The organism is Marinicella marina (assembly GCF_030065545.1).
GTDB classification, from domain to species: Bacteria; Pseudomonadota; Gammaproteobacteria; order Xanthomonadales; family Marinicellaceae; genus Marinicella; species Marinicella marina.
The window spans coordinates 318,340-345,022 of record NZ_JASJNC010000003.1 but is presented as its reverse complement, the minus strand read 5'-3'; the positions used below and the strand labels follow the sequence as shown (position 1 = coordinate 345,022).

Here is a 26,683-nt window from a genome sequence, read left to right as displayed (position 1 = left end):
CGTTCAATTGAGTGTACTAGTCGATTCACACATCCATCTTGATGACCAACGCTTCGATTTTGATCGCCAGGAATTAATCAAAATGGCACAGTTATCGGGTGTCGGTCGTTTCATTGTGCCAGCCGTGAGCGTCAATCGTTTTCCAGCCGTGTTGAAAGTGGCTGAAGATCACCCAACTGTCTCTTACACCTTGGGCTTACATCCCTATTACATCGATGAACATACCGCCACTGGTTTGGAATTTCTGGCAAAATCATTACAAGGTTCTGGTGCGGTGGGCGTGGGTGAATGTGGTTTGGATTATTATTTAAAAAACTTAGACCGTGACAAACAACAGAAAGTTTTTGAGGCACAAGTGATTTTGGCCAAGCATTTTGATTTACCTTTGGTTTTACATGTCAGGGGAGCGGTTGATGACGTCTTTAAAACTTTGAAAAAGCACGATTACTTCAAAGCCGTGATGCACAGTTTCAATGGCTCGGTTGAACAGGCCCAACAAATCACTGAAAAGGGCATATATTTGGGCTTTGGTCCAGCCGTCTGTAACCCCAAAGCCAACAAACTCCAACAATTGATAAAATCAGTGCCGGTTGAATTAATGATGTTGGAAACAGATGCACCCGACCAGCCTTTTTATGACCGTGCTGGTAAACGCAATTTACCGATTGATCTTTTACGCGTCAACTTGGAAATAGCAGCCATCAAAGGCGTTGAGCCAGATTTTTTGGCGGCACAAACCACTGCCAACGCCAACCATTTATTCAAGCTATGAAGGACCGATTTGGTGGCATAGAACGATTATTCGGTGATACTCAGTTTGCCCAATTACAACAATCTCATGTCGCCATAGTCGGTGTGGGTGGCGTGGGCTGTTGGGCAGCTGAAATGTTGGCCCGCAGCGGGGTGGGACAAATTACCTTGATAGATGCCGATGAACTCTGTGTGACTAACATCAATCGCCAAATTCATGCCTTAGACAGCACAGTGGGTAAATCAAAAGTACAAGTCATGGCAAAGCGCATCAATGACATCAACCCGGAGTGTCAGGTTAACTGTCATGAGGCTTTTTTTATGGCCGGACAGGCTGATGAGATGTTAATTGAATATGATTTTTTAATTGATGCCATTGACTCAATCAAGCACAAAGTGCTGTTGTTAGCGCAATGTGTGCAAAGAAACATACCCATTATCACCTGCGGTGGTGCTGGTGGTAAAACTAATCCAGCTCGCATTCAGACGGCTGATTTGGCTAAAACCAGCGGAGATCGCTTACTTAAGAAAGTTCGCTATGAATTGCGTAAACACCATGGTTTTAAGAACAAAAAGAAATTCAACATCCAAGCGGTCTTCTCAGACCAGCAAATGATTTTGCCTTTTTGTGATGTCGACGAGCAACAGTCCTTTAAACTGGATTGTGATTCCGGCTATGGCACCAGTCCGATGGTAATCAGCAGTTTTGGTGTTAGGGCGGCTGATGTGGTGATTAAGAAACTAATCAGTTAATAAGTTGTCGAATTTTTAGTCTTAAATTTAGTTTTAAAGATTAGAATCATGAAAATCACTACTTTGTTTGCTTTGCTACTTTTGACATATTTATCAAATGCACAAGAATTGTCTTTAGATAAGCTTTTATGCACGGCTGATGCAAGAAATGGTTTGGCAATTCAACAAATTGACAGTCAAGGTAATCCAGTTCCTTTTGATTGTGAAAATATCCATGTTTTAATACTGGGAAAAGATTATAGAAACGAGAAACTACCTGGTAGATATAAACATTGCCCAAATGAGATTTATCAAAGTTTTGATAGGAATGATTTGATCAGTTTGCCTGTTTCGGTTATGTCTGGAAATCCGGGCATTTACCAAGTAACAGTGAGGCGATTTGATGAAATCAGCGTTTTTAAGGATATACTTGTTGAGATTAAAGAGCCAAGTTGTCATGCAGTTGGACCAACCCTAGAGGTTCAATTTGATATGACCAAACGGGCAAAAAAATAGCCACTTGATTGTTTAACCAAGTGGCCATTCCACACCCTTAAAATATATTATTTATTTACTCAGGAATTCTCAATACTTGACCCGGGTAAATTTTATCTGGATCGGATAACATCGGTTTGTTGGCCTCAAATATTTTTGGGTATTCCATGGCATTGCCATAAAATTCCTTGGCTATCTTACCCAAAGTATCACCTGATTGAACGGTATAAGTTCTGGATTCCCAGGCTTCTTCGCCGGCTTTGTCAGCCTCAGCAGCGGCCACTTCGGCTTCGGCTTTTTCAGCTTCGGCTGCATCAGCAGGTGGCGTACCTAAAATCAAGTTGTCTTGAACCCGAGAAACACCGGCGATGTTTCCTGCTGTTAAAACGGCTTTTTCTTTTTGTTCTTGATTCGGTACGTAACCTGATAAAGTCACAACCCCCGCAGCGAACTTGGTTTTTAAATTGGCCACATCCACACCGCTGTTTTCAATGTGTTTAATCACAGGTAAAGTGACTTGTGGCTCTGGATCGTCCTTGCCAAATACTTTGGATCCTGCATCAGCTAAAAAATCAAAAAATCCCATATTTATATCCTCTTATGTTTGTTTTAATGTATAAAGCTTATCAACGAATTTCAATAAAATCAAACCGATGTCAGTGGTTTTAACATTCTGTTACATGAAAATAATTGTCACTCATCGCACAATACATAAACTTATGTTTGATATCGTTGTTGATCTGCCATTGAATCCGATGATTTCTTTGGTTTTATACCATTCAAATTATAAAATGATGATAATCTAATCATCGTGTGAAACTTTTTATAGGGGATTTATGAAAAAATTACTGTGTCTTTCTGTGTTGTTCTCTGCCGGTGTATCTGCCGGTGGTCCAGTTTGTTCACCCAATGCCAGTACCTCATTCCAAGATGTTGAAAACCAAGCATTCACCATCACATATGACGCATTGGGTCAAAACAGCCTCTATCGTCAATGTACCAACATGTCGAACCAAGTGTTGATTGATGTATTGGATACAGGCTCTTGCGGTGCATTACAAAACCCGATTGATGGTCTGGGACTGAGTCCAGTGGATAACTTTTTGTATGGCATGATGCCAACAGATGCCTTAGGTATTGGTGCTCACATCCAGTTCGATGTTTTTCCATTCCCATCACCTGGTGAACCAGGCGACATGATGAAGGCCGATCCTGTGGATGTGTACCGCATAGGCAATGATGGTGGTTATGAAAGAATAGGTCAAATTGACACGGCACCTGAAGACGCGGTGCTACCGGCACAAACCGAGCAGGTGATTCCCACTGTCCACACAGCTGCTTCATTCGATGCCACTGGGAATTTGTATTTATTGGGTTACAAAACCAATTATTCATCCAGTGCTGATGTGATGGCAGGTACGGGGGAAGTACTCTATCAAACGCCTCGCATCATGATTGGGCAGGTAGGAGCAGCTGCTTTGACAGCGGCTGCTGGTGGTGTGATTCCAGCGGTTTGGTCGGAAGCCGATACAACCACCGATGCGGTTTGTGCTGCCGTGATGAATCAATTCCGTGACCGTACCAATACTTTTTCGGAATGTGTGGTTGCCGATTATATTGCCCTTGGTGATCAAAACATGGCCTTAGAAAGTTGTTTGGCCTCGACTGCAGTATTAGACTATGGCATTCAAGATTTTGCTGTCAGTCCAACCAACGGTAACTACTATGCATTGGACTCAACTTCATTCGATACCACCGATGTCCTGATTGAGGTGGACAGCACCACCATGCAAGCCAGCTGTACCAATTTTGCTGATGCAGGCAGTAGCACCGGTGTTTTGACCAGTTTGATGTTCAGTGAACAAAATAAATTGGTGGCGGTATTTGCCGATGAAAATACCGGTCGATGGATAGATGTTAACACCGGGGTAATTACGACTTTAACTGATAATATTGACGCGTTTCCTTTTGGTGATGGCAGCAGTCTGCCTTTTGCACTGCCTCGCCGTGGAATCAATGCTTTGGCTGGTATCAATGATTTGATTTTTAGAAATGGCTTTGAAGATGAGTTTATTTTTGCCAATGGTTTTGAGGGCACCCCTCAACCACCTTTGTGTCCATCATTCTGATCATAATCGACACAGCAATAAAAAAGCCGGTCTCAGTACCGGTTTTTTTGATCTTGTCATAAATTTGCCACATTTCAGCAGAAAACAACATATTTAGACCACGCCTTTGTCATGGGGGCTTGATTTAATGGTCTCAAGTTAAATATTTGAGGACCACCATGAGCGTCAAAGAAGTACCCAATACAAATCCAAAAAGAAATTCGATACGCTGCCAACTTGAACAATTGGCCAACAAAAACAATGGTAAAACCACGCAACAGTCGAAGCAAAAAAAGTACCATAAGCTGGGTCTAAACTGGAAAGATGTGGTGATTTTTTCATTGGCCATGTTTTACACCACCTTATACCAAGTCAACGCCTACGCACAATCACCTCAGGAAGCGCAGTCGGTCAATTTCGATGACATCACCAGCGGCATGATGATGCAGTTCAATCAAAACACCGGTGAATACCATTCACTGCAACTGGTACAGACTGAATATGATGTGGATGTCTTTGGTTTACTGGCAACCATTAAACTCAAACAAACCTTCCTTAATGATAAAGATGACTGGATCACTGAGGGCGTCTATGCTTTTCCAATGGCAGATAAATCAGCTGTTTATGAATTAAAAATGACACTGGGTGAACGGGTGATTGAGGGCGAGATACATGAAAAAAAGCAGGCTGAATATATTTATGAACAAGCCAAAGCCGATGGTTTAACTGCCACCATGGTCAAGCAGTACCGCCCCAATATTTTTACCGCTGATATTGCCAACATCGGCCCCAAAGAAGCCATCAGTGTTGAAATCACTTACCAAATGAGTCTGAAGTATGAGCAGAACTTTTATGAACTCAGGCTGCCTATGGCCATCAAGCAGCGCTATGTTCCCGATAGCTACAATGCAGCATTACCCCAAACTTACGGTGTGCAGGATGCGATGTATCGTAGCATTGATGTGAATTTAGATGCTGGGTTTGAACTGGATGAAGTGCGTTCCTTAAATCACAATGTGGCCATCAAGCAGAATTTCAGCACACACCAAATTAACCTCAAAGATCAACAACTGTATGACCGCAATGATTTTGTGTTGCGCTGGCATCCGAGCCTTGAACAAACCCCTACTGCCGCATATTTTTCTGAACAGAAAGGAGGTTTTGAGTACTCACTGTTGATGGTGATGCCACCCAAGCAAGTTGAGAAAACCACCCAACCCAGAAACATGACCTACATCATGGACACCTCAGGTTCCATGCATGGTATGGCTTTAGATCAGGCCAAGGATGCCTTGTTATTTGCATTGTCTGAACTGGATGCTGAGACTTATTTTAATGTCATTGATTTTGATTCAACCGCCAAAGCTTTATTTTCAAGTGCAATGCCAGCAACGCCAGATAACATCGCCAAGGCATTGGATTTTGTTGATGGTTTTTCATCAGACGGTGGTACCAATATGGCACCGGCCTTACAGATTGCGATGCAGCGGGAGAACATCATTTCGGGTTACCTCAATCAAATCATCTTCATGACAGATGGATCTGTGGGCAACGAAGCACAAATATTTGATCAAATAGCGCAAGACATCGGTGATGCCCGTTTGTTTACCGTCGCCATTGGACCCGCGCCGAATAATTACTTCATGAGTAAAGCAGCCATGTTTGGACGTGGTACTTACACCCACATCGCTGCTTTGAATCAAGTCAATGAATCAATGAGTCAGCTGTTTGCGCAGTTACAGCACCCAGCTTTGACTGACGTAAAAGTGACCTGGAACACTGCAGATGTGGTGCAAAGCCCCAGTGTTATCTCAGATTTATACATGGGCCAGCCTTTAATCATTACCAGTAAAACCCCAGTCAATAAAAGTTTGGGAGCGCCGAGCTTCGTGGTCAGTGGTTTGTCGTCAGGTGACAGCCTAAAAAGCACTTGGTCTGAACAAATCACCCTCAATGACGACGATCGAACCACTGGCATTTCCAGATTGTGGGCGCGTAACAAAGTGGAAGAAATGACGGATGATTTGATGTTGGGTGGTGATTATGAATCACTCAAAGACGCTATCATTGATTTGGCTTTGAAACACCATTTAATCACAGAGTTCACAGCCATGGTGGCGGTGGATAGAAATCCAGATGCCAGCCGCATGGCCGAAGCAAGGGCTGCACAGCAAGCACCCTTCCCAGTCGGCTCTTTGGGCTGGCGCTGGAACCTGTTGGTTGGCATGTTGATGATCACGGCTGCACTGCTTGCGCGCCGTTTTAGTTGAATCAAGTTATATAAGACTGAACGCAAACATACAGGAGCAAATAATGATTTCTAACTCTCAATCACTGGCTTTCGGAGCCAAAGCCACCAAACACACATCAAGGAGTCGGATGTGGCTTAAATTCATTATTGCTGTTGTATTAACCGTGGGCAGCTGGCAAGTAGGTTCCTCCGTCTACTTGCTGGCGAAAGCCCAACTGGCACAATACTTGATTGCGGATGCTTGGCAAGCCACATTAAAGGACGGTGCTCAACATAAACCTTGGGATTGGGCCGACACCCACCCTGTCGCCAAGCTTTCATTCCCAAATTTGGATAAAACCAGTTATGTACTTGAAGGAGCAACGGGTCGTAACATGGCCTTCGGGCCCGCTCGCACATTAACCGGTGGCATGCCAGGTGATCAACTCTCCACCATCATCAGTGCTCATAACGATTCACATTTTAGTTTTTTAAAAGAAGTTGAGTTGGAGGAATTAATCCATGTTGAGACCACTTTGGGCAATTTCGTTTACCGCGTGACGGATTTAAAGGTCGTCGATTCATCCAAAGAGCAAGTACTCATCAAACAAAAAGATGAATTGGTGCTCACCACCTGTTACCCATTCGACGCGTTACAGACCGGTGGTAATCTGCGATATCAGATAACAGCCATTAGGTTATAATTATTAGACAGCGGTTAAAGTATGATGATGAATCCATCCAAAAACAAGCCAACAAACTCACTCATTAACACTTTGTTGTGGGTGGCTGTAATCTCAGCACTTTTGCTTTTGATCCCAGCTACTGCTATGCAATTCACCACTGAAGTCAACTGGCAATTGAATGATTTCATTGCCATGGGCGTGTTGTTATTTGTTGTTGGAAGTGCAGCTGTGTTGTTATGGCAAACACTCAAGCCTGCTCACAGGCTGCCCTCTGTGTTGGTTTTGATTGTTCTATTCATCTATATTTGGGCAGAACTGGCTGTGGGCTTGCTGCTTGATCTCGGCAGTTAGGCCTTACTCACATGGAATCGGTAACGTACGGGTATTGATGCGATAAATATTCGGTTCGCCTGAGGGTCCTTTTGCTTCAATTCTGTCACTGGCAAAGTACAGCCATTGATTGTCACTGCTTAAGTAAGGTGTGCCATCTCCAGCAGCAGAATTAGCGGCTGTCAGTGGTTCTGCCTCACTCCATTGGCCGTTGGTTTGACAGGCATAATACAAATCGGTATCGCGGCCGGTTTGACTGCGACCTTCAATCACTGCAGTGCGACCATCTGCCGACAACGTCAAATACCCCACAAAAGTAGCTTGCGATGGATCGGGAAAATCAATTTGTGCCGTGGGTTTTTCACCTGGTCTGCCTCGGTAATGGGAACCGGCGCGATTGGGTTGTCTGAAACTATAAAACAGCACCTCGCCAGAACGCGTCATTATGGGTCCAAACTCATCTCGACCAGCCACTGACTCACTTGGCTCATTGGCTGATAAAACAGCCAGTGGTTCAGGTTTGCCCCAACCTTGCTGTAGTCTTTTTACTTGCCATAAATTAATTGAATTTTTTGGTAGTCCGACAACAGGTCTTTTTGAGTCAAATAACAAAGTGCCACCGTCAGGTGAGAAGGAAGCACCACCATCTCGGTACGTACCGGAAAAGGGTAATACCTTGGGATCAGTCCATGCACCATCAATTAATTTAGATGTATATAGGGTGTAGTTAAACTGTCCCGGCGTACGTCGCATGAAAACCAGTTCGTTGCGAGTGGCATCAAATGTTGGCGAGTGTTCGCCTTGAGAAGTAGAAATCAAATCTGCTGCCACCAACTCTGCGCCAGCTAAGGCCGTTGCAGCAGAAACTAACAGCAAAACCAGGCACACTGACTTGAAGTATGACGTTCTTTGGGTGAGGTTATTTGTCGTTTCAATCATTTGTGCCTGTGGTCTCAATTGTTTGTATTAGTTCATATTCATTGTGCTGTATTGGCGGTGGATTGAACGTGATGATTCACCTCAATAGTGTTGAACTAATAATGTGCTTTTAATCAGCAAATGGTTTTGCTTGTCGCTTGAATTCCAACAAAATTTTAACAAAAGATATATATTTATTGACAACTACTAAGTACTTAGTACTATAATAAATGTACATACGATAAGTTTAGTATGTAAAACAAAACATAATAATAAAAACAGGAGAAACCTATGACAAAAAATAAACTTTCACACAACATAGCCATGGTACTTGCAGGCTGTGGTTTGTTATTTCATGTTCAAGCCCAGAATCCAAACACTGAAAATGAGCCGGAGGATGTAGATGAACAAACCACCATGAAAGTGATTGGTTCACGAATCAGTACGGCTGATTTAGAGGGGGTCTCTCCGGTGGTCACTATCAGCCGTGAGGAGCTGGAGCTCTCTGGTCATAACACCATTCAGGATTACGTCAGAACCTTAACCATTTCCTCAGCCAACATCGGTGATGACAACAATAACTCGTTTGCCAACGGTACCAGCAGCATCAATTTCAGAGGCTTAGGTCTGAATGCCACTTTGGTACTGATCAACGGCAGACGTGTGGCTGGTTATGGCCAAGCCCAGAACATCACCCAGTCTTTTGTTGATTTGAACTCCATCCCAATGGCCGCAATCGAACGCATTGAATTGTTAAAAGACGGTGCATCAGCCTTGTATGGTGCAGATGCTGTGGCTGGTGTCATGAATGTGGTTTTGCGCCAAGATTATGAAGGTGCTGAATATACAGTAGGTTATCAAACGGATACCGAAGGCGATTCTCCACAAAAAAGTTTCAATGCCATTTTTGGCGGTGGTAACAACAAAACCAGATTCACCACCACATTTAATTATTTAGATCGAGAGGCGTTGTTTTATCGCGACCGTGATTTTTCTGCAACTGCCGATCAACGTGCCCAAGGTGGTGTTGATCAACGCAGTTTATTTGGTTCACCACCGACTTTGATTTCGTTTGAAAATTTCACTGTTGATGCCGCGGATAATTGTACCTCCGTCATCAATGCTTTGGGTGGTACCGCATGTTCATTCAACTACAATGATTTCATTAACTTTTATCCTGACAGTGAACGTTTTGCAACATCATTGTTCCTCACTCATGATGTCAATGACAGCGTCCAACTGTATGTGGATGCTGCTTATAACAACAACCGTTCGGTAAACATCGCAGCGCCAGCCCCATGGACCAGTGTTTATAACGTCGCTGGGTCGAGTACAGTGAGTATTTTATCGCCAGAACAACAGGCCACACGTTCACTGTTGCCATTTTCGAATTTATTGGTTTATTTTCCAGCTGAAAACCCATACAACACCAGTGGTGAGGATTTGGGTTTGCTCTATCGTCCGGTTGATTTCGGGCCCAGAACCGGTGAAATCAATTCACAAGGTTACCGCTTCAATGTCGGTGCCAAAGGTTATTTATTCGACACCAGTTGGGATTATGATGTGGGTTTTGGTTATACCCGCAGCAACGTCTTGGTGGAAAACCGCAATGGCATCAATGGGGTTGCTTTACAACAATTGTTCTTGGGTCTTGCTGACCCCAGTGGCAGTGGTGAAGTGCTTTACTACAACCCTTTTGAGCCCAATGATGAGAATATTCTGAGTATTGCCAGAGTCACTTATGAAAATCGCAACGTGAGTTGGGAAAAAAGTGCAGTAGCCAATTTTTCAGGCCCTTTGTTTGAACTGCCAGCTGGCGATGTGAGCATGGCGGTTGGGGTTGAATTCCGCGAACAGTATTTCGCCAATGAATCCGATCCATTGCGCAACTCAGGTGGGTTGGTAGGTACAGGACGCGCCAATGACACTTTTGGCGACAGGGACATCACCTCTTTGTATGCCGAGGCCTTGATTCCCTTGCATGAAACTTTGGACCTGCAACTGGCAGCACGCTATGAAGATTATTCTGATTTCGGAACCACCACCAAGCCTAAGGTAGGTATCAAGTGGCAACCAATACCTGAACTGGCTTTGAGGGCTTCTTTTGGAGAATCATTCAGAGCACCTTCTTTGCCTGAGTTATTTGGTGGCGTAGTCAGTAGTTTTCCTTCTTTGGTTGATCCTGTGAGGTGCCCTGACCCAACGGGTGCTCAAGCAGGGATTAATGGTAATGCAGTGGATTTGACCCCAGCTGATTGTGGTAACGGGCAAACCCGAGTAGACAACTCAGGTAATCCCTTGTTGAACCCTGAAGAGTCTGAGTCCTACAATGTGGGTGTGGTATGGGAACCCAGATTTTTTAAGAATTTCGTGGTTTCTTTGGATTACTTTAATTTTGATCATGAAAACATCATCGTTCAGCTGCCTTTAAATACCCTCTTGGCATTAGATGATCCTAACCAAGTGATCAGACCCGGAGGTCTTGGCACGCCTATCGCTCGAGTAAACAGGTCTTTCAATAACGGCGCTTTTCAAACCGTCAATGGTTTTGATTTAAGTATGGCTTATAAATTTGAGTTAGGCCCTGGCGAGATGGGTTTTAAAAACACCAGTACTTATTATGACCAGTTTGATTTTGCGCCATTGGTATTGGATGCCAACAACAATCCAATAGTGGGTGCACCCATTGATGGCACCGGCAATGTGGTGCTGGGTGACTTTCCACAATTAAGAAATAACTTCTCAATGTCATATGCATGGGGAGCTCACAGTTTGAATGCAACGGCCAATTACCGCTCGGGTTTACGCACCACTCAGGTTAACAGTTTGACGGGTACAGCAGATACGCCTTCACACACCACTTTTGATTTGGCTTACACCCTGTTAATTGGTAATAATAAAAAACTGCAGTTGGGTTGCATTAACTGCACCGATAAAGACCCAGTTTTTGATCCAAACACCAATGAGGAAGCGGGGTATTTTAAAAGCACAGATGATCCGCGTGGTGCGGTGGTTTATGCCAGATTCACCCACAGTTTTTAATAACCGCGGCTGCAAAAATATTCAAAATAAGTAGCCGTAAATAACTCCTGTTGTTGAAATTGCATCTGTATAAACGGGGGATTGGTGTCAAAACACCACCAAATGGGGCCGGGATGGCCCTTTTTGGTGGTGTTTTGCTTGTTTCACAGGCCTAAACAGCTAAAATACCTTGCACATAAAGTTCGAAGTGAAAGTAATGAAATACGACCAAGTTTTTGATGTGATTGTTGTGGGTGGAGGGCATGCCGGTACCGAAGCCGCGCTTGCTGCTGCGCGCATGGGTGCCAAAACCCTGTTATTAACCCATAACATTGAAACCATTGGTCAAATGAGTTGTAATCCAGCCATTGGTGGCATTGGTAAAGGCCATTTGGTCAAAGAAATAGATGCTTTGGGTGGGGTTATGGCTGAGGCCACTGACCATGCCGGTATCCAATGGCGTACATTGAATTCACGCAAAGGTGCTGCCGTTCGAGCCACCCGCGCCCAATGCGATCGTGCCTTGTACCGTGCTTACATCCGATCAGTGGTGGAAAACCAAGAAAACCTATACATGTTCCAACAAGGTGTGGAAGATTTGATCATTGAAAATGATCAAGTCAAAGGCTGCGTCACTCAAATGGGCTTGGTTTATATGGCCCAAACCGTGGTGCTCACAGTGGGTACCTTTTTGGCCGGCAAAATACACATTGGTATGTCGAATTATTCAGGTGGTCGTGCGGGTGATCCACCGGCAACAGTGTTGGCGCAAAAATTACGAGCTTTGCCTTTTGAAGTGGCGCGTTTGAAAACCGGCACACCACCACGGATCGATGGTAAAACAGTTGATTTTTCAGTGATGGAAGAACAACCAGGTGATACCCCGAGGCCAGTTTTTTCGTACATGGGGTCACACGACCAACACCCAGAACAAGTCAGTTGCTACATCACCCACACCAACTTAAAAACCCATGATCATATCAGATCTGGCTTAGACCGTTCGCCGATGTATTCTGGTGAAATTGAAGGTAAAGGCCCACGGTATTGTCCATCGATTGAGGACAAAATCATGCGTTTTGCCGATAAAGATTCACACCAAATATTTGTTGAGCCGGAAGGCTTGGGCACCCATGAGTTGTACCCCAATGGTATATCTACATCGCTGCCTTTTGATGTCCAAATTAAACTGGTCAGATCGATCAAAGGCTTTGAGAATGCGCACATCACACGTCCGGGTTATGCCATAGAATATGATTTCTTCGATCCTCGAGGTTTGCAATCTTCTCTGGAAACCAAATACGTTGATGGCCTGTTTTTTGCTGGACAAATCAACGGCACAACCGGCTATGAAGAGGCTGGCGCGCAAGGTTTGATTGCGGGCATGAATGCCGCTCGGAAAGTGGCTGGCAAAGCCGCTTGGACACCAGCCAGGAATGAGGCTTATATGGGTGTTTTGATTGATGATCTAATTACCCAAGGCACCAACGAACCCTACCGCATGTTCACTTCTCGTGCTGAGTACCGTTTGATGTTGCGAGAAGACAATGCGGATTTTCGCTTGACCGAAAAAGGCCGCGATTTGGGTTTGGTCAATGATCAACGTTGGCAATCTTTTGCTGAAAAGCGCAAACATGTTGAGGGATCCTTGGAACACCTCAAAGCCGTCTGGATGGGGCCCAATAATTCTTTGGGTAAAAAGTTCATGACCCAAACAGGTATCGATTTGAGTAAAGAGACCACAGCCTATGATTTATTGCGACGACCTGAAGTGAATATCAGTATGCTGATGGATTTGGATGAAATTAAACTGCCATCAACGGCTGAAAAAGTGCTGGAACAGGTTGAGATACAAACCCAATACGCAGGTTATTTAGAACGTCAACAACAAGAAATTGACAAGGCCAGAAATCACGCCAATAAGCCCTTGCCTGTTGATTTTGACTACAGCGGCATCAACGGCTTAAGTGGTGAGCTTACCGAGAAACTCAATCAAATCAAACCCGAAACCATTGGCCAAGCCAGTCGCATTCAGGGCATGACACCAGCGGCAGTGTCCTTGTTGCTGGTTTATTTGAAGAAGGTGGGTTGAGCTTAGCTCGAAATTTTCCTGCAATCGCCATCCTCGGGCATGAACTGAGGAACCATTTTTTTGATTTGAACTAAAACGTCTGAAAATGAATTTGGAAAAGTTAATAAATAATTCTGGGAGTACATTTTTTTAAATCAGCTTGCGAACCTTTTAACAAATCAAAAGTAAACCAGAGAATTCAGATTGAAGGGACATCAATATAAAATGATTCAGGTGGTTTGAATAAACGCATACCTTGATTTCTGCGCTCGCTTCAGGCTCAGCTGAGGTGATGTAATTTTTAGTTGTTGATTAGAAATATACTCTTGGTATCATTCAGGTTGCCGTTGGCTGGTTCAGAATGACAGTCGCTGCTGTTTCATATAGAATGAAAGCATTGAAAACGCACAATATATCATGACCGAGCTCGTAACTTATAGCATCAATAACGGCATCGCTACCATCACCATGGATGATGGCAAGTCGAATGTCGCTTCGCCAGACTTTTTAGATCAGTTGAATGCTGCCTTGGATGCGGCTGAGAAAGCCAATGCCATCGTTATTTTAACTGGCCGAGCCGAAGTGTTTTGTGCGGGATTTGATTTGCGGGTGTTGCGCACTGGGGTTAACAATGCTTTCAAAATGTTGATGGGTGGTTTTTGGTTGGTGCATCGCATGATGTCCTATCCACGACCGGTGATTATCGCCTGTAACGGCCATGCCATAGCCCTTGGGGTTTTCATTCTACTCACGGGTGATTATCGTGTGGGTGCTGAGGGTGATTACAAGTTGGTGGCCAATGAGGTTCAAAATGGCTTGACCATGCCGCATTGTGCACTGGCCTTGTGTCAACATCGGGTCAACCCATCACACCTGAGTCGTGCCATGCTGTTGTCTGAAGTATTCACACCACAAGCGGCGATTGAAGCCGGTTTTCTGGATTTAACAGTCAGCCATGATCAGGTCATGCCCACGGCACAAAAACTGGCTGAAAAGTATGCTCAGTTAGATGATACTGCGCATCAAGAAAGTAAGTTGCGTATGCGTCGAAGCTTTTTGCGTCAGTTAAAACGTGCCATTAAGGCCGATCGCCGTGGTTTTGTGCTGCAGGGCGTTAAACGAATGTTTGCCAGTAAAAAATAAAGAGTCGGTTCATTTTTGCAGATTCATTGCGCTTGAATTCACTGCATATCGGCTATAATTGAGCCATAACCTATTAATATAAAGCTATGTTCCTGTTATTTGTTTATGTCTTTTTGGCGTTGTTGTTCTCTTTCTTATGCTCAATTGCTGAAGCGGTGTTGCTGAGCATCACGCCTTCTTATATTGAAAAACTAAAGAAAACCAATCCGCAAAAAGCCGCTCGAGTTAAACGTTTACGTTTTGAAAATGTTGATCGTTCATTGGCTGCCATTCTGACATTGAATACCATTGCACACACGGTGGGTGCAATTGTTGCTGGTGCCAAAGCAACTCATGTTTTTGGTGATGCTTGGATTGGTGTGTTTTCTGGTGTTATAACCATCTTGATCTTGGTGTTCTCTGAAATCATTCCAAAAACCATCGGTGCGGTGTACTGGAAATCTTTGACTGGTTCAGTTGTGACTTTTGTCGATTGGTTGATAAAAGGTTTGTATCCACTGATCTTATTGTCTGAAATGATTACCAAGATGATTTCTAAAGGCAAAAGCCATCATATGTTTAATCGTGATGAGTTCATCGCCATGGCAGGCTTGGGACAGCGCTCAGGTATGATTGATGAGCAGGAATCTCGCATCATCAATAACTTATTCAAATTGAGTTCGGTGAAGGCCAAAGACATCATGACCCCCCGCAGTGTGGTGACCTCATTACCGCAGGATTTACCGGTAGAAGGGGCGCTAGAACTGTTAAAAACAGCCCGTTTTTCGCGCATACCCGTTTACCAAGACAGCATGGATGACAGCGATGGGTTTGTGCTTAAGTCTGATGTGTTGTTGGCACATGCCAATGGCGATGATGTGACATTGAAGGAACTCAAACGTGAAATCAGTGTGGTTATCGAAGAATTGAATTTGACTCAGTTGATGGAGTCCTTGATGGATGATGCCCAGCACATTGCATTGGTGGTCACCGAATATGGCGACATCAGTGGATTGGTGACTTTGGAAGATGTGATTGAAACCTTGATAGGTTTGGAAATTGTAGACGAATTGGATCAAGTCCAAGACATGCAAGCCTATGCCCGCAAACAATGGCTCAAACGTGCCGCCAGTCGTGGCATGGTGGTTGATGAAAATTTACAATCTGATAAGTGACTAAGAAAATTGCTTGCTGATCTGTAATAAGCCTTGTTGACAGCTCTGCCAGTAACTGGAGCCAAATAAATTATAATGATTCAGTTGGTGGTATAAATTAAAAATGGTTCTTTTCACTGCATAATTTTTGCTCTTGGGCTTGGTCGCGAAGTAGGCATCATAAAAAGCGGGCGCGAGGCCACCAAATAACTCTGTCATCGCCAAGTCAGCATCGGCATCGCCACAATACACCGCAGGATCAATCAACCACACATTAGAATAATCAAATAACACGTTTCCAGCCCACAAATCACCGTGTAATAAGCTCGGATAGTCGCAATTTTCATTGAGAAATTGAGCCAGTTGGGCAGAGGTAGAATTGTATTCGTGCAAAAAAACCGTTCTTTTTGAACTTGATTGGATGCGTTGGATTTGAAATAACAAACGGTGCTGACAGAAAAACTGACCCCAGTTATCACAGATTTCGTTAGGTTGTGGACTCAAGCCGATGTAGTTGTCTTCATTATGGCCATGGTGTGGCTGTTGAATTAGGTGCAGTTGTGCCAGCGCCTGACCCAATTGATACCACTGCGACGGGGCTGCTGTAGATTGTTGGATTTTTTGTAACGTCAATGCTTGTTCATTGACTTGCAAAACCTGCGGTATTTTCAGCTTGATGTTGTGTTTTTTTAGCTCGTTTTTGAGCAATGCCAAACCATTAGCTTCCTTTATTAAGGCATCGTCAAATGTTGTGTTGTTGTGTTTGGTGAATGTCATGTTTTAATTGGCTTGTCCATTCATTAGGCATCATACGCTGTTGGCTTTCACTGGGGTTTTAATATTTTAACAAAGCAAAACGAGATTCAGTGGGGTTTCTGTTCTTGAGGTCGTTAGTATTTACGCCTGCGGAAGCTTAAAATGATTTAACGGCTTGATTAAATCATATTCATAACCATTTAATTACTTATCCACCGAAATAAACCACAATATACTATGCGCGATTACATTAATTTCTATATAGATGGCCAATGGGTCACACCTCAAGATCGAGAAAAACTTGAGGTAATCAACCCGGCAACTGAACAAGTGGCTGGTCAAATATCAATGGGTACAGCTGCCGATGTTGATGCGGCTGTGGCCGCGGCCAAACAGGCATTCATCAGTTTCTCGCAATTCACGCAACAAGAACGTTTGGAATTATTAGAGGCCATTTGCGCCGCCTACAAAAGTAAATCCGCAGACATCGCGGCGGCCATCACTGAAGAAATGGGCGCACCAAAGTGGCTCAGTGAGTCCAACCAAGCCGCATCGGGTTACATGCATTTTAAGTCAGCCATGCAAGTACTGAAAGACTACGAGTTTGAGTTCAAACAAGACAGCACCACGATTCGCAAAGAACCAGTTGGAGTATGTGGTTTTATCACACCATGGAATTGGCCAGTGAATCAAATTGGTTGTAAGTTGGCACCGGCTTTAGCAACTGGTTGTACTGTGGTCTGGAAGCCATCTGAAGTGGCGCCACTTTCAGCCTATCTTTTGATGCAGGTATTGCATGAGGCGGGTGTGCCGCCTGGGGTGGTCAATATGATCAATGGTGATGGTCCTGCAGTGGGCTCAGCCATCTCCGCACACCCAGACATACAAATGGTCTCATTCACCGGTTCGACCCGGGCAGGTACAGCAGTGGCTCAAGATGCTGCGCCCACAATAAAACGTGTGACACAAGAATTAGGCGGCAAGTCACCAAACATTATATTAGCCGATTTGTCTGCGGAGGCATTCGCTAAGGCTGTGAGTGGTGGGGTCAAAACCATGTGTGTGAATTCTGGTCAAAATTGTAACGCACCCTCGCGCATGTTGGTGCCTGAAGAGCGCCTGGCTGAAGCAGAGGAGGTCATTAAAAATACTTTAAGTAAAGTATCGGTTGGTGCGCCCAACGATGAAGGTGTTTTTGCCGGTCCGGTTGTTTCAGAGGTCCAGTGGCAAAAAATCCAAGACCTGATCCAAGCGGGTATTGATGAGGGCGCTGAATTGTTAGTTGGTGGTGTAGGCAAACCTGAAGGACTAGAGCAAGGCTATTACGTTAAGCCAACGGTCTTCTCGCGAGTTAATAATGACATGAAAATAGCCAGAGAAGAGATTTTTGGACCGGTGTTGTGCTTGTTGAGTTACCAAGATGAGGCTGAAGCCATCGCCATCGCCAATGACACTGATTATGGTTTGTCTGGCTATGTTTCAGGTGCAGACGCACAACATGTTAATGCTGTTGCTAAACAAATCAGAGCTGGCATGATACACATCAACGGCGCCCAAATGGACCGCACTGCACCTTTTGGAGGTTACAAACATTCTGGCAATGGTCGCGAAAGGGGGCCGCAGGGTTTTGATGAGTTCTTAGAAACCAAAGCCATGTTGGGTATGCAATGAAATTAGCCCAAATAATCCTCAGCAACATGCCGAATAAGGCCAATCCTTTGAGTTGGATACCGTTTATTTTGGTTTTGATCATCATCATTCCGATTTTGATCATCTTACTGTTGCTGTTGCCTGTTATTTTAATCATCAACATGTTGAAGTTAAAATTTTTCCCGAATAAGAATCCAAAGACATTCATCACGCCATTTGGCTTTGCTGCCTATTCACAAGTTAACAGGACCGTAATGAATTACCCTTGGCACGACATAGAAAAAGTCGAAGTGTGGTCTGAGCAAGGTGAGGAGGTCCCAGTGGTGGTGATGAAATCAGGTGAAACAGTTAAACTCAAAGACGTTTCAATTGAGCAAATCAAAGCACTTTGTCAACAACACCAAGTGACCTTTTATCCAGAGGTGGTTATTGTTCAAGACGTTTGATTCGACATGCAAAGGGTTTGCCGCAGAAATTTTGAAATTCAGACAAGTAAATTTCATCGTTTTTTCATATTTTTTTCAGGATAAAAAACATCGCATGGGACACAATTGATGACTTTTTAGGTAATCAAAAATGTCTGAAAATAAAGAGGTGATACATGTTGTTGCTGGAGAGAAAGTTGAAATTTACTGTCGCAGGTTCAGTGGTTTGCCCTTAACGATTGAGTTTGGCGCATCAGCCAAAAACTGCAACAAATCCTACGGTCACATTGAAATCGAAAGTTTTGGGTTGATGTTGAACCAACCCAACAGAACCATAGCACTTGATGCATACAATTCAATCAAGGTGGGTTTTTGGGACACCTTCTTCAGGGTGCTTGTCAAAGCCGAATGTGACCTTGAAGTGACCCTTCCCCAACCACAAAGAGCCGCGGGTATGAATAAATTTATGGTTTTGGCTTTTTCTGTGGTTGTTTTCTCAGCGATCATTTTTGTCATGATTTGACGGTGGCCGATTTATGTGAATTAAGAGTCAATGCGGCCTGAGCGCCCAAAGTCGACTGACAACTTGTTACAGTTGGATATGATTTGTGGTTGAATAGAAACAGTTGGGCTTGATTTATGTCCAATAATGTACCTTTTTTAATCAAACCTTTGAAAACACTTGGCAGCTTTTGCATCTGAAGTTAGCATGATACCTAACTACTCATTGACCCACATAAAGAAATGATACTTGTTCGCACCATGCCGTTATTAATGCTTGTTTTTGTCTTGATGGGCTCAACCAATATGGCGTTTGGATCAGACCAAGGCAGTGTTTCATTTGAACGTGAACAATGCACCGCATTAGAGGATGATAAGCCTGCTGATGCCATAGCTTTGGCACAACAACAACTGGAATCACTGGATCAGCGTATCAAGCCAATAGATTATGCCCATTTTCTCGGTTGTATGGGTTGGGCTTACGCCGCCACTGATTCAATTCAAGCTGCCAAAAAGACAGCGTTCGATTTATTCACCCTGATCAGTCAACAACCAAAATCAACAGAAAGCATCAAATTAACCAGACGAGCGGGTGCCATCTATCACCGCATCGGTGAAAGAATCAGTGCGGTAGAAATCTACCAAGAAGCCATGAATCAAGCCACCGCCCTCGATATCGTTCCAGAACAAATTCCTTTGTTGATTAATTTAGGGGTGTTGAACTCAGAGATAGAAAATCATGAAACAGCGATTGATAATTATTACACCGCGCTGGATTTGATGGAAGCGAATGATGACTTCAGATACCAACCGCCGGTTTTATTTAATTTAGCCAACACCTTACGTGGTCAGAATCGTCACAGTGAAGCTTTGAAGATATACAGCATGACCGAAGCTTTGATCACTGAACAATGGCCAAAAAGTCGGGCGGCTCAAATTTATTTCGGCATTGGTGCATCATATCAGGAAGTTGAAAATTATGAAAAAGCCATCGAATACGTAGATAAAGCGATTGAGTTAATTGAGCCTGAAACCGATGAATCGGTGTTCAACTATGTGATTCAAATCACTGAAGCCAATTTAGATTTAAGTGTCAATCCGGATGCGAATTACATTGATTTGGCCGACCAAGCATACGCTTTTTTCAATCAAGCTGAAAACAGCAAAGCGCTGTTGGGTGTCAATCATCCACTGGGTTCATTGGCCATGTTGTACGAAAGGTTAAATCAGCCAGAGAAAGCTCTGGCCGTTTATAAGAAACACCGTACACTGTTGAATGAATTTCAAAAAACATTCAATAAAGATTACATGGCGCAAATGCAGAATCAACTCAGCGACAGTCAAAAACGTGAACAGTTGGCTCTGCAAAACAGTGCGCAAATAAAAAACCAACTGGCCATCGAAGCGAGCGAAAATCAACGCCTCATTACAATACTGGTGGTTTCATTTATCATGCTGTTGCTGGTGTTGTTCGTACTCTGGCAGTACATCACCAATCGCAAACTCAAGCAAATGGCAATGACCGATACTTTAACCCAGCTCGGTAACCGCCGTGCTTTGCAAGGGTGGCATATTGAACATAAATTACCAGCGCCTCCGGCGAAACGTTATCTATGGCTGATTGATTTGGATAATTTCAAAACCGTCAATGATGATTATGACCATGATGTTGGTGATACCGCTTTGATAAAAATTGCTGCCTGTTTGGAACAATTTCTGACTCCTGAACGTTATGTCTGTCGCTGGGGCGGCGAGGAGTTTCTGTTGTTAACTGATGACATACCGCCGGAAAAAATAAACCAGTATGCACAATTATTGCTCAATGCCATTGCCAATGTTGAAATCAGTACTGGCATGAATACTTTCTCTTTAACCGCATCAATTGGGATCAGTGAAATTATTGACCTACAAAGACCCACATGGCGCCGTGCGCTTTACAGTGCTGATAAGGCGCTTTACACCGCAAAAGACCGCGGTCGCAATTGTGTGGTTATGGCAACATCACAAAGCTGATGTTACACTGCAAGTTTTTGCTGACTTGCATAGATGTCTGATTACCCTCACCGAGAAATCTCCCAGGCAGAGTTGATTATTTTATTGGCTTTGATGACTTCATTGGGTGCTTTGACCATTGACTTGCAGTTACCTGCCATGCCCATGATAGCCAGTGATTTTGGTTTGGCCCCTGGGAATGAACAACAATGGATGATCACTGCCTACATGTTAGGGTTTGCTGTGGCGCAATTGTTTTACGGGCCTGTGTCAGACAGTGTTGGACGAAAACCGGTGTTGTTGTTCGGCTTGGCCGTTTATATCATCGCCTCGGTGGCTTGTTTGTTGGCTGACTCATTCAGTCTGTTTTTGGCTGCACGAGCCGTGCAAGGGGTTGGAGCAGCGGCGGCCAGAATCATGGTCAATGCCATCACTCGGGATCATTTTGCTGGCAATGAGATGGCAAGAGTGACTTCATTGGTGATGATGATTTTCATCATGGTGCCTGTATTTGCCCCCAGTTTAGGTGCGCTGTTATTGCATTTTGGTCCTTGGCAATTCATTATCTATACCTACCTTGGCTTTGGTTTGTTATTAGCGGTTTGGGTGATGGTTAGATTGCCAGAATCATTGGCCAGCGGTCAACGCAGACCATTCAGGATCAATCACATATGGGCCAGCTTTAAAGCGGTTTTGGCCGAGCCTGTTTCCATGGTATTTGCGGTCATCAGTGGACTGGTCTTCAGTGGCTTCATGGCTTATCTGAATGGTTCGGAACAAATATTCAGTCAAATGTATGATGCCAAAGATAAGTTCCCCCAAATATTTGGTGGCATTGCTCTGTTTTTTGGCTTGGCGGCATTTATCAATGCCAAAATAGTGATGCGTTTTGGCGTCTATCAGGTGACTTTTTGGGCCATGTCATTGTTGTTGCTAGGCAACATAATGGGTTTGATACTGGCCGGATATTTTGCTGGGTTACCACCGTTCTTTGCGCTGGTCATATACCTGGGGTTCATTAATGTTTGTATTGGGCTTATTTATGGCAACTTAATTGCCATAGCGATGTTACCCCTTGGTAATCATGCAGGCATGGGCGCTTCAGTCATTGGCGTCGTATCGGCATTGATAGCGGCGATTTTAGGTATAGTGATTTCGCAGCAAATCAGTACCACATTGTATGCCATCGTTCTGGGCTTTTTAGGTTCGTCTTTTTGTGCTTTTTTATTGTTATACATTTGGCGCAAAAGGGTAATCGAAGCCATCAACTGATTTTTTTGGTTTTTTTTAAACCACACTCCACCTATAAATTTGTCAGCCAGGTGCTTCATTGAACATGGCCTTAACCATTGATTTTTTACTCATGGTCAGCATTTTAATGGCTTCTTTTTCAGCCAATGGATGACTTAAGTAAAAGCCTTGGAAACCATCAACTTTCAGTTCTTCAAGCTGGTTAAATTGGGTTTGATTTTCAATCCCTTCGATCACCACTTTTTTATTCAGGTCATGACACAGTGGAATCAAAGCCTGGAGAATTTTGTGATTGAGGTGATGGTTACTCTGATCAGAAACAAAAGTGCGGTCAAATTTAATCACATCAGCTGGAAACGAGCGCAAGTAATTTAATGATGAGTAACCAGTACCAAAATCATCAATAGCTATCTCCATACCTAATTCACGCAACTCATTCAATGTGTTGGTACCAATGGCTATGTTTTGCATCAAAGTGTTTTCGGTGATTTCAACGGTGATGTGCTGTGGTGTTAATTGGTGGCGCAGGGAACATTGCTTGATGTGTTCAGTGATGCTGCCATCCTGAATGGTTTCTGCCGAAAGGTTGATGTTTATTTTCGCCGCATCGGTATTTACTTTGCGCCAAGCTTTGGCTTGTTTGAAAGCTTCGTCAACAACCCAATAATCCAACTGAATCATCATTCTCATTTGTTGTAACATGGATAAAAACGCCCCAGGTAACAACAGGCCTCTGCTGGGGTGTTGCCACCTGATCAGTGCTTCGAAACACATGATTCGATTCTTGCTTGACCAAATCGGTTGATAATACAGTTCAAACTGATTATTTTTAAAAGCGCTCCTTAAATCATTCTCAAAATTGATGTTGCTGTTTTGCGGAGACTTCATTTCTGAATTGAATGCCAAAGATTGCTTGCCGCCTCTTTGTTTGGCAAACATCAAGGCCAAGTTGGCTTGGTTGAATGCCTGCTCATGATCAGAGGTGTTACTAAGTTCAGTGACGCCTGCACTCACTTCTAAGTGAAAGGTTTGACCGCTTAATTTAAAAGGACGAGAAAGTTTTTGTCGTATTTTTTCTGCCTTTTTAATTTCGTTTTTTTCATTTCCATTCATCATCAGTACGAACACATCACCATAAATACGACCGTAAAATGGTTTCCCTCGGCACAACATATCAATTCTTTTGGCCAAAGCGATCAACAGTTGATCGCCTTTTTTAAATCCTTCACCATCATTGAACCTGGCCATTTTGTCAACACCAAAAAGTACCAGTGTCATGGGTTCATTCGATTGTGCTACCAGCGACCATTGTTGCAAAAATTGTTGTAATGCTGGTTGATTAGGTAAGCCGGTCAGCGCATCAGACAGATTCAGGTGTTTCAGTTGGTCTGCAGTTTTTTTGCTTTTGATTCGTTCAACTTCCAATAACCAAACAACTAAGCCAACGCCAATGATGGGGTATAAGATTAATTCGAATAAGCCGTGGTAGGGAATCAGGTATAGCAGTAAATCACTGCCATTGAAAAAATAGTTTTCAAAAGTCAGCCAACCCAGAAAAGTCATTTCAAAACCATACACAAAAAAGCCAATGGTGACAATCTTCTTGCCTATGATGGGATTGGGGTCGTTACGCAAGATGTAAATTGCGGTACCCAGACATGCCAAACCTGCGGTGAAATAGCGCAAGCCAATCCTGGTCAAATACCGCAAATCTGCACCGGAGGCATCCCAGTTTTTGAACACAGTGATACAAAATGCGATGAACAAACAGATCATCAGAATTCTGATAAAAGTGAATTTGTTGATGGAGGTGCCTTTTACCAGTGAAATGGTGCCAATGACTAAAAATGCAATTTGCATATAGCCCGCTGTGGTGATTACAAACAAGTTAATCAATCGCCAAGGAGATGAGGGCCCAAAGTCGTTGTCAACCAGCCACAATCCCAAACTTGAACCCAATAGGAAGATGGCTAAACTGAAGAAGCTGTAAGACCAATAAAACAGGTATTTTCGGTGATAAATATGGGCGTAATGCAGTAACAACCAGCCAATCAGCACTGCACTGAATGATTGAAACAGTAGGGTTGCGGTCATTGAATGTTGGCCTGGGTCAGTTGAAGCATGAGTAGATGATATTTAAACGCAGTCAATGCAGATATGTCAACACGGGTTTTTAAATGGCGCAATATATATTCAACCATTGATTAATCTGTTTTTAAGGCATGCATGTGAACGGGTAAATCAACATCAAATGCGGCGGCAGCACAAGCTGCGGTTTTCAAAGGGAAACGACCTTGGCGAAGCATGGACTGCGCGCCTTTTTTTCCACGTATTTCATCCAATGCAGCAAAATGAGTTTGTTGAAAAACTGCTGGTACACCTGCCTGGTTATTGTATGAGGTGGCAATGATGTGATTGGGATTTTTCACCGCCAGCTGGATTAACTTGTGGTAATGACTTTGGGGGATTTTGGGTTGATCACACAGTGCCACCAATACGGCATCAGCTTGATCTTTAGCTTGTTGCATACCCAGTCTCAATGATGAAGCCATACCTTGCTGCCAATTTTCGTTCAACAGCGGCGTTGCTTGTTTTAAAGCTTTGGCAATGTATTCATGTTGGCTGCCTAATACCACAAATAGACCATCAACCATTGGCCACAGGGTCCGCTCAATCCTTTGTAACAAAGTCTGGTTCTCATACATCACCAGTTGTTTCGGTTGGCCCAGCCGGCTGGAGTTGCCAGCAGCAAGGATGAGGCCGTTGATCCTCATGGCTTTAAAAAATATTGTTGTAGTTGCGCAATGATTGAAACAGCAATCTGCTCAGGCATGTGACCACCAATGTCCAAGCCAACCGGTGCCTTGAGGCGATGATTGATTTCATGCAGCGATAAGTTGGCTGCTTTCAATACTTTATCTCTCCGCTGTTGTGGTCCCAGCAAGCCAATCCAAGGCACCTCAGATGCAGCAAAATAATGCATGTATTTGGCATCAAAATCCAAGTTATGGGTCATGATGATGGCGGCATCAAATCTGAGTGGTTTGAGGCTTGTGGTTAATTCCGCTAACGGCACTACAAGGGTGGCGGCCTCATTGAGTGGTGCCAACTGTAGACGCGCCGGACGGTGATCAAGCACCGTGACGTGCCAGAAAAGTTGTTTGGCCATCATGACCAGAGGATAGACGTCAATGCCAGCACCACAAATGACAATGCGCGGTGCTGGTAAGTAATTAAGTGCCTTGGTATGCTGGAGATGTTGGTGAATGTTCGGGTGAGATTCGATCAAACCATCGTTCTGCTTGATGCTGAAGGCCCCGATGGGAAAATGTGCGCTTTTGATGCTGTTGATGGTCAGTGACAGCGGTCTGTCTTGCTCATTTAATGGATTCAAGGCACTGAATGGTAAATAGTCATCTTTGAGTAACTGTAAAACGATTTTCAAATGACCATCACAACCCGCACCCAGGCCGAAAATGGAATCATCGCTCATGTCATAATCAAGTAGCACCGCATTACCATTTGCAAACACGCCCTTGCTGTGCATCGCCACATCAGCTTCCAAACAGCCGCCGCTGATTAAACCATGGGTGCTGCCATCGGCCTCAATTAACATCATGGCACCTGCTTTTTTATAGCTTGAACCGGAGGTGTTGACCAGCGTGGCCAAAACCAATGGTTTTCCAGTCTGTTTTACTCTCGTAAAAATGGGCCACAAGGGTGTGATTTGTTCAAGCATAATGATTCCAACAGAATCAGATGATTATAAAGCGAGATACGATTTCATCGCAATTGATCTGACTGATTGATTAACCCTCAAAGTGACGGTTATTCATCCTTTATCAGGCCTGGCATAGGGGAATGAATCCAAGTGACTCAGTTTATAATAACTGTTGAGTCCGGAAAGGCCGGCGGTTTGGGCTTGTTCTAGATTGATATAACCCTCATCTGACACCAGCTCGTCGGCCAGCGACATCAATTTAATCTCACCAATGACCAATTGCGTACCGTTGCGTTCAATGGGTATGATTTCAGCCAACTGCATACCGATTTTAATCGCAGCTTGTTTGACAAAAGGGGCACTGAAGTCATTGATGTGGTGTGCATCGAAACCACAGCGTTCAAATTCTGAAATGTCTTTCTTGTATTTGGCGGAGGTTTGGTGGGCCTGTTCAACCATGTCCGTGGGTACGTGGTTGATGGTATAAAAATCGGTCTCTAGGATGTTCTCTAGCGTGTGTCTGGGAACCTCGCCAGCTGGTCTGGTGATGAACCCAAGTAAGGCCGGGTTGCTGCCCAAATGCACCACTGAGCTGAAAATGGCCAGGTTTTTATTGCCTTGCTGATCTTGTGTGCCAATCAGGTTCGCTGGTTTGACACCAGTGATTGAATTAACCATATTCAGGCGCACGATGCGGTCCATGTCTTTCAAGTCTTGTTGGGTAATCAGCATAACGACAGTTTGAAACAGAAAATAATATGCTAACCACTGTG

At 43.9% G+C, this 26,683-nt stretch carries 23 protein-coding genes; 16 read left to right on the top strand and 7 right to left on the bottom strand.

Translation table 11 applies throughout. The features are described 5' to 3' along the window. Positions 1-7 precede the first annotated feature (7 nt). Genes QNI24_RS06490 through QNI24_RS06480 form a run of 3 tightly spaced genes read left to right on the top strand, consistent with a single transcriptional unit; the run spans position 8 to position 1,998 of the window. Positions 8-772, top strand: a complete 765-nt coding sequence (locus tag QNI24_RS06490; RefSeq protein WP_283708582.1) for a TatD family hydrolase — start codon at positions 8-10, stop codon at positions 770-772. After that, positions 769-1,503, top strand: coding sequence for a tRNA threonylcarbamoyladenosine dehydratase (locus QNI24_RS06485; RefSeq protein WP_267175285.1), 735 nt, complete (start codon positions 769-771; stop codon positions 1,501-1,503). The genes QNI24_RS06490 and QNI24_RS06485 overlap by 4 nt, the downstream gene beginning before the upstream one ends. A gap of 48 nt (positions 1,504-1,551) precedes the next feature. After that, positions 1,552-1,998 (top strand): hypothetical protein, encoded by a 447-nt coding sequence (locus QNI24_RS06480; RefSeq protein ID WP_267175286.1) that lies wholly within the window; start codon positions 1,552-1,554, stop codon positions 1,996-1,998. A 55-nt stretch (positions 1,999-2,053) separates the two neighbouring features. Here QNI24_RS06480 and lysM read toward each other — a convergent pair whose 3' ends face one another. Then, positions 2,054-2,563 carry a peptidoglycan-binding protein LysM gene (gene lysM, locus QNI24_RS06475; protein ID WP_267175287.1) on the bottom strand — a complete coding sequence of 170 codons (510 nt, stop codon included), beginning with the start codon at positions 2,561-2,563 and terminating at the stop codon, positions 2,054-2,056. A gap of 250 nt (positions 2,564-2,813) precedes the next feature. Here lysM and QNI24_RS06470 point away from each other — a divergent pair, with 250 nt between their 5' ends. The 4 genes from QNI24_RS06470 (at position 2,814) to QNI24_RS06455 (ending at position 7,352) form a co-directional block, all read left to right on the top strand. Next, entirely contained in the window at positions 2,814-4,106 is a 1,293-nt protein-coding gene (locus QNI24_RS06470; RefSeq protein WP_267175288.1) for a hypothetical protein, read from the top strand. 158 nt (positions 4,107-4,264) lie between these two features. Continuing rightward, positions 4,265-6,355 (top strand): VIT domain-containing protein, encoded by a 2,091-nt coding sequence (locus tag QNI24_RS06465; RefSeq protein ID WP_267175289.1) that lies wholly within the window; start codon positions 4,265-4,267, stop codon positions 6,353-6,355. Positions 6,356-6,398: 43 nt separating this feature from the next. Next, complete coding sequence (locus QNI24_RS06460; RefSeq protein ID WP_267175290.1) at positions 6,399-7,019, top strand: class GN sortase; 621 nt, start codon at positions 6,399-6,401, stop codon at positions 7,017-7,019. 126 nt (positions 7,020-7,145) lie between these two features. Beyond that, positions 7,146-7,352, top strand: a complete 207-nt coding sequence (locus tag QNI24_RS06455; RefSeq protein ID WP_267175291.1) for a hypothetical protein — start codon at positions 7,146-7,148, stop codon at positions 7,350-7,352. 3 nt (positions 7,353-7,355) lie between these two features. Here QNI24_RS06455 and QNI24_RS06450 read toward each other — a convergent pair whose 3' ends face one another. Next, on the bottom strand, positions 7,356-8,270 hold the full coding sequence (locus QNI24_RS06450; RefSeq protein WP_267175292.1) for a TolB-like translocation protein: 915 nt from the start codon (positions 8,268-8,270) through the stop codon (positions 7,356-7,358). 270 nt (positions 8,271-8,540) lie between these two features. On the opposite strand from QNI24_RS06450, the gene QNI24_RS06445 reads away from it, so the two are divergent. The 4 genes from QNI24_RS06445 to QNI24_RS06430 all read left to right on the top strand — a co-directional run bounded on the left by QNI24_RS06445 (position 8,541) and on the right by QNI24_RS06430 (position 15,635). Then, positions 8,541-11,291, top strand: coding sequence for a TonB-dependent receptor domain-containing protein (locus QNI24_RS06445; RefSeq protein WP_267175293.1), 2,751 nt, complete (start codon positions 8,541-8,543; stop codon positions 11,289-11,291). Between the two features lie 196 nt (positions 11,292-11,487). After that, positions 11,488-13,359 carry a tRNA uridine-5-carboxymethylaminomethyl(34) synthesis enzyme MnmG gene (mnmG, locus tag QNI24_RS06440; RefSeq protein ID WP_267175294.1) on the top strand — a complete coding sequence of 624 codons (1,872 nt, stop codon included), beginning with the start codon at positions 11,488-11,490 and terminating at the stop codon, positions 13,357-13,359. 396 nt (positions 13,360-13,755) lie between these two features. Further along, positions 13,756-14,481, top strand: coding sequence for a crotonase/enoyl-CoA hydratase family protein (locus tag QNI24_RS06435; RefSeq protein WP_267175295.1), 726 nt, complete (start codon positions 13,756-13,758; stop codon positions 14,479-14,481). Positions 14,482-14,567: 86 nt separating this feature from the next. Further along, positions 14,568-15,635: a hemolysin family protein gene (locus tag QNI24_RS06430; RefSeq protein WP_267175296.1), complete on the top strand. Its 1,068-nt coding sequence runs from the start codon at positions 14,568-14,570 to the stop codon at positions 15,633-15,635. Here QNI24_RS06430 and QNI24_RS06425 read toward each other — a convergent pair whose 3' ends face one another. Next, on the bottom strand, positions 15,636-16,391 hold the full coding sequence (locus QNI24_RS06425) for a fructosamine kinase family protein (protein ID WP_267175297.1): 756 nt from the start codon (positions 16,389-16,391) through the stop codon (positions 15,636-15,638). 216 nt (positions 16,392-16,607) lie between these two features. Between QNI24_RS06425 and QNI24_RS06420 the strand changes: the two genes are divergently transcribed. The 5 genes from QNI24_RS06420 (at position 16,608) to QNI24_RS06400 (ending at position 22,210) form a co-directional block, all read left to right on the top strand. Further along, a complete protein-coding gene (locus tag QNI24_RS06420; RefSeq protein ID WP_267175298.1) occupies positions 16,608-18,041 on the top strand; it encodes an aldehyde dehydrogenase family protein in 1,434 nt (477 codons plus the stop codon). Then, positions 18,038-18,466 carry a hypothetical protein gene (locus tag QNI24_RS06415; RefSeq protein ID WP_267175299.1) on the top strand — a complete coding sequence of 143 codons (429 nt, stop codon included), beginning with the start codon at positions 18,038-18,040 and terminating at the stop codon, positions 18,464-18,466. Before QNI24_RS06420 ends, QNI24_RS06415 begins: the two co-directional genes overlap by 4 nt. A gap of 130 nt (positions 18,467-18,596) precedes the next feature. Further along, on the top strand, positions 18,597-18,968 hold the full coding sequence (locus QNI24_RS06410; RefSeq protein ID WP_267175300.1) for a hypothetical protein: 372 nt from the start codon (positions 18,597-18,599) through the stop codon (positions 18,966-18,968). 251 nt (positions 18,969-19,219) lie between these two features. Then, a complete protein-coding gene (locus tag QNI24_RS06405) occupies positions 19,220-20,959 on the top strand; it encodes a tetratricopeptide repeat-containing diguanylate cyclase (RefSeq protein ID WP_283708581.1) in 1,740 nt (579 codons plus the stop codon). A gap of 33 nt (positions 20,960-20,992) precedes the next feature. After that, a complete protein-coding gene (locus QNI24_RS06400; protein WP_267175302.1) occupies positions 20,993-22,210 on the top strand; it encodes a multidrug effflux MFS transporter in 1,218 nt (405 codons plus the stop codon). Between the two features lie 42 nt (positions 22,211-22,252). Here the strand turns inward: QNI24_RS06400 and QNI24_RS06395 are convergent, their stop codons facing one another. The 4 genes from QNI24_RS06395 to QNI24_RS06380 all read right to left on the bottom strand — a co-directional run bounded on the left by QNI24_RS06395 (position 22,253) and on the right by QNI24_RS06380 (position 26,642). Then, a complete protein-coding gene (locus tag QNI24_RS06395) occupies positions 22,253-24,283 on the bottom strand; it encodes a putative bifunctional diguanylate cyclase/phosphodiesterase (RefSeq protein WP_267175303.1) in 2,031 nt (676 codons plus the stop codon). A gap of 110 nt (positions 24,284-24,393) precedes the next feature. Then, entirely contained in the window at positions 24,394-24,963 is a 570-nt protein-coding gene (locus tag QNI24_RS06390; protein ID WP_267175304.1) for a nucleotidyltransferase family protein, read from the bottom strand. Beyond that, positions 24,960-25,928: an XdhC family protein gene (locus QNI24_RS06385; RefSeq protein ID WP_267175305.1), complete on the bottom strand. Its 969-nt coding sequence runs from the start codon at positions 25,926-25,928 to the stop codon at positions 24,960-24,962. The genes QNI24_RS06390 and QNI24_RS06385 overlap by 4 nt, the downstream gene beginning before the upstream one ends. Positions 25,929-26,021: 93 nt before the next feature. Continuing rightward, positions 26,022-26,642, bottom strand: coding sequence for a flavin reductase family protein (locus tag QNI24_RS06380; RefSeq protein ID WP_267175306.1), 621 nt, complete (start codon positions 26,640-26,642; stop codon positions 26,022-26,024). Between the last annotated feature and the right edge of the window lie 41 nt (positions 26,643-26,683).

Excerpts from the sequence above, each read along its gene's own strand:
- QNI24_RS06485 (WP_267175285.1), top strand. The coding sequence starts at position 769 with ATGAAGGACCGATTTGGTGGCATAGAACGATTATTCGGTGATACTCAG.
- QNI24_RS06480 (WP_267175286.1), top strand. The coding sequence starts at position 1,552 with ATGAAAATCACTACTTTGTTTGCTTTGCTACTTTTGACATATTTATCA.
- lysM (WP_267175287.1), bottom strand. The coding sequence starts at position 2,563 with ATGGGATTTTTTGATTTTTTAGCTGATGCAGGATCCAAAGTATTTGGC.
- QNI24_RS06470 (WP_267175288.1), top strand. The coding sequence starts at position 2,814 with ATGAAAAAATTACTGTGTCTTTCTGTGTTGTTCTCTGCCGGTGTATCT.
- QNI24_RS06465 (WP_267175289.1), top strand. The coding sequence starts at position 4,265 with ATGAGCGTCAAAGAAGTACCCAATACAAATCCAAAAAGAAATTCGATA.
- QNI24_RS06460 (WP_267175290.1), top strand. The coding sequence starts at position 6,399 with ATGATTTCTAACTCTCAATCACTGGCTTTCGGAGCCAAAGCCACCAAA.
- QNI24_RS06455 (WP_267175291.1), top strand. The coding sequence starts at position 7,146 with ATGCAATTCACCACTGAAGTCAACTGGCAATTGAATGATTTCATTGCC.
- QNI24_RS06450 (WP_267175292.1), bottom strand. The coding sequence starts at position 8,270 with ATGATTGAAACGACAAATAACCTCACCCAAAGAACGTCATACTTCAAG.
- QNI24_RS06445 (WP_267175293.1), top strand. The coding sequence starts at position 8,541 with ATGACAAAAAATAAACTTTCACACAACATAGCCATGGTACTTGCAGGC.
- mnmG (WP_267175294.1), top strand. The coding sequence starts at position 11,488 with ATGAAATACGACCAAGTTTTTGATGTGATTGTTGTGGGTGGAGGGCAT.
- QNI24_RS06435 (WP_267175295.1), top strand. The coding sequence starts at position 13,756 with ATGACCGAGCTCGTAACTTATAGCATCAATAACGGCATCGCTACCATC.
- QNI24_RS06430 (WP_267175296.1), top strand. The coding sequence starts at position 14,568 with ATGTTCCTGTTATTTGTTTATGTCTTTTTGGCGTTGTTGTTCTCTTTC.
- QNI24_RS06425 (WP_267175297.1), bottom strand. The coding sequence starts at position 16,391 with ATGACATTCACCAAACACAACAACACAACATTTGACGATGCCTTAATA.
- QNI24_RS06420 (WP_267175298.1), top strand. The coding sequence starts at position 16,608 with ATGCGCGATTACATTAATTTCTATATAGATGGCCAATGGGTCACACCT.
- QNI24_RS06415 (WP_267175299.1), top strand. The coding sequence starts at position 18,038 with ATGAAATTAGCCCAAATAATCCTCAGCAACATGCCGAATAAGGCCAAT.
- QNI24_RS06410 (WP_267175300.1), top strand. The coding sequence starts at position 18,597 with ATGTCTGAAAATAAAGAGGTGATACATGTTGTTGCTGGAGAGAAAGTT.
- QNI24_RS06405 (WP_283708581.1), top strand. The coding sequence starts at position 19,220 with ATGCTTGTTTTTGTCTTGATGGGCTCAACCAATATGGCGTTTGGATCA.
- QNI24_RS06400 (WP_267175302.1), top strand. The coding sequence starts at position 20,993 with ATGTCTGATTACCCTCACCGAGAAATCTCCCAGGCAGAGTTGATTATT.
- QNI24_RS06395 (WP_267175303.1), bottom strand. The coding sequence starts at position 24,283 with ATGACCGCAACCCTACTGTTTCAATCATTCAGTGCAGTGCTGATTGGC.
- QNI24_RS06390 (WP_267175304.1), bottom strand. The coding sequence starts at position 24,963 with ATGAGGATCAACGGCCTCATCCTTGCTGCTGGCAACTCCAGCCGGCTG.
- QNI24_RS06385 (WP_267175305.1), bottom strand. The coding sequence starts at position 25,928 with ATGCTTGAACAAATCACACCCTTGTGGCCCATTTTTACGAGAGTAAAA.
- QNI24_RS06380 (WP_267175306.1), bottom strand. The coding sequence starts at position 26,642 with ATGCTGATTACCCAACAAGACTTGAAAGACATGGACCGCATCGTGCGC.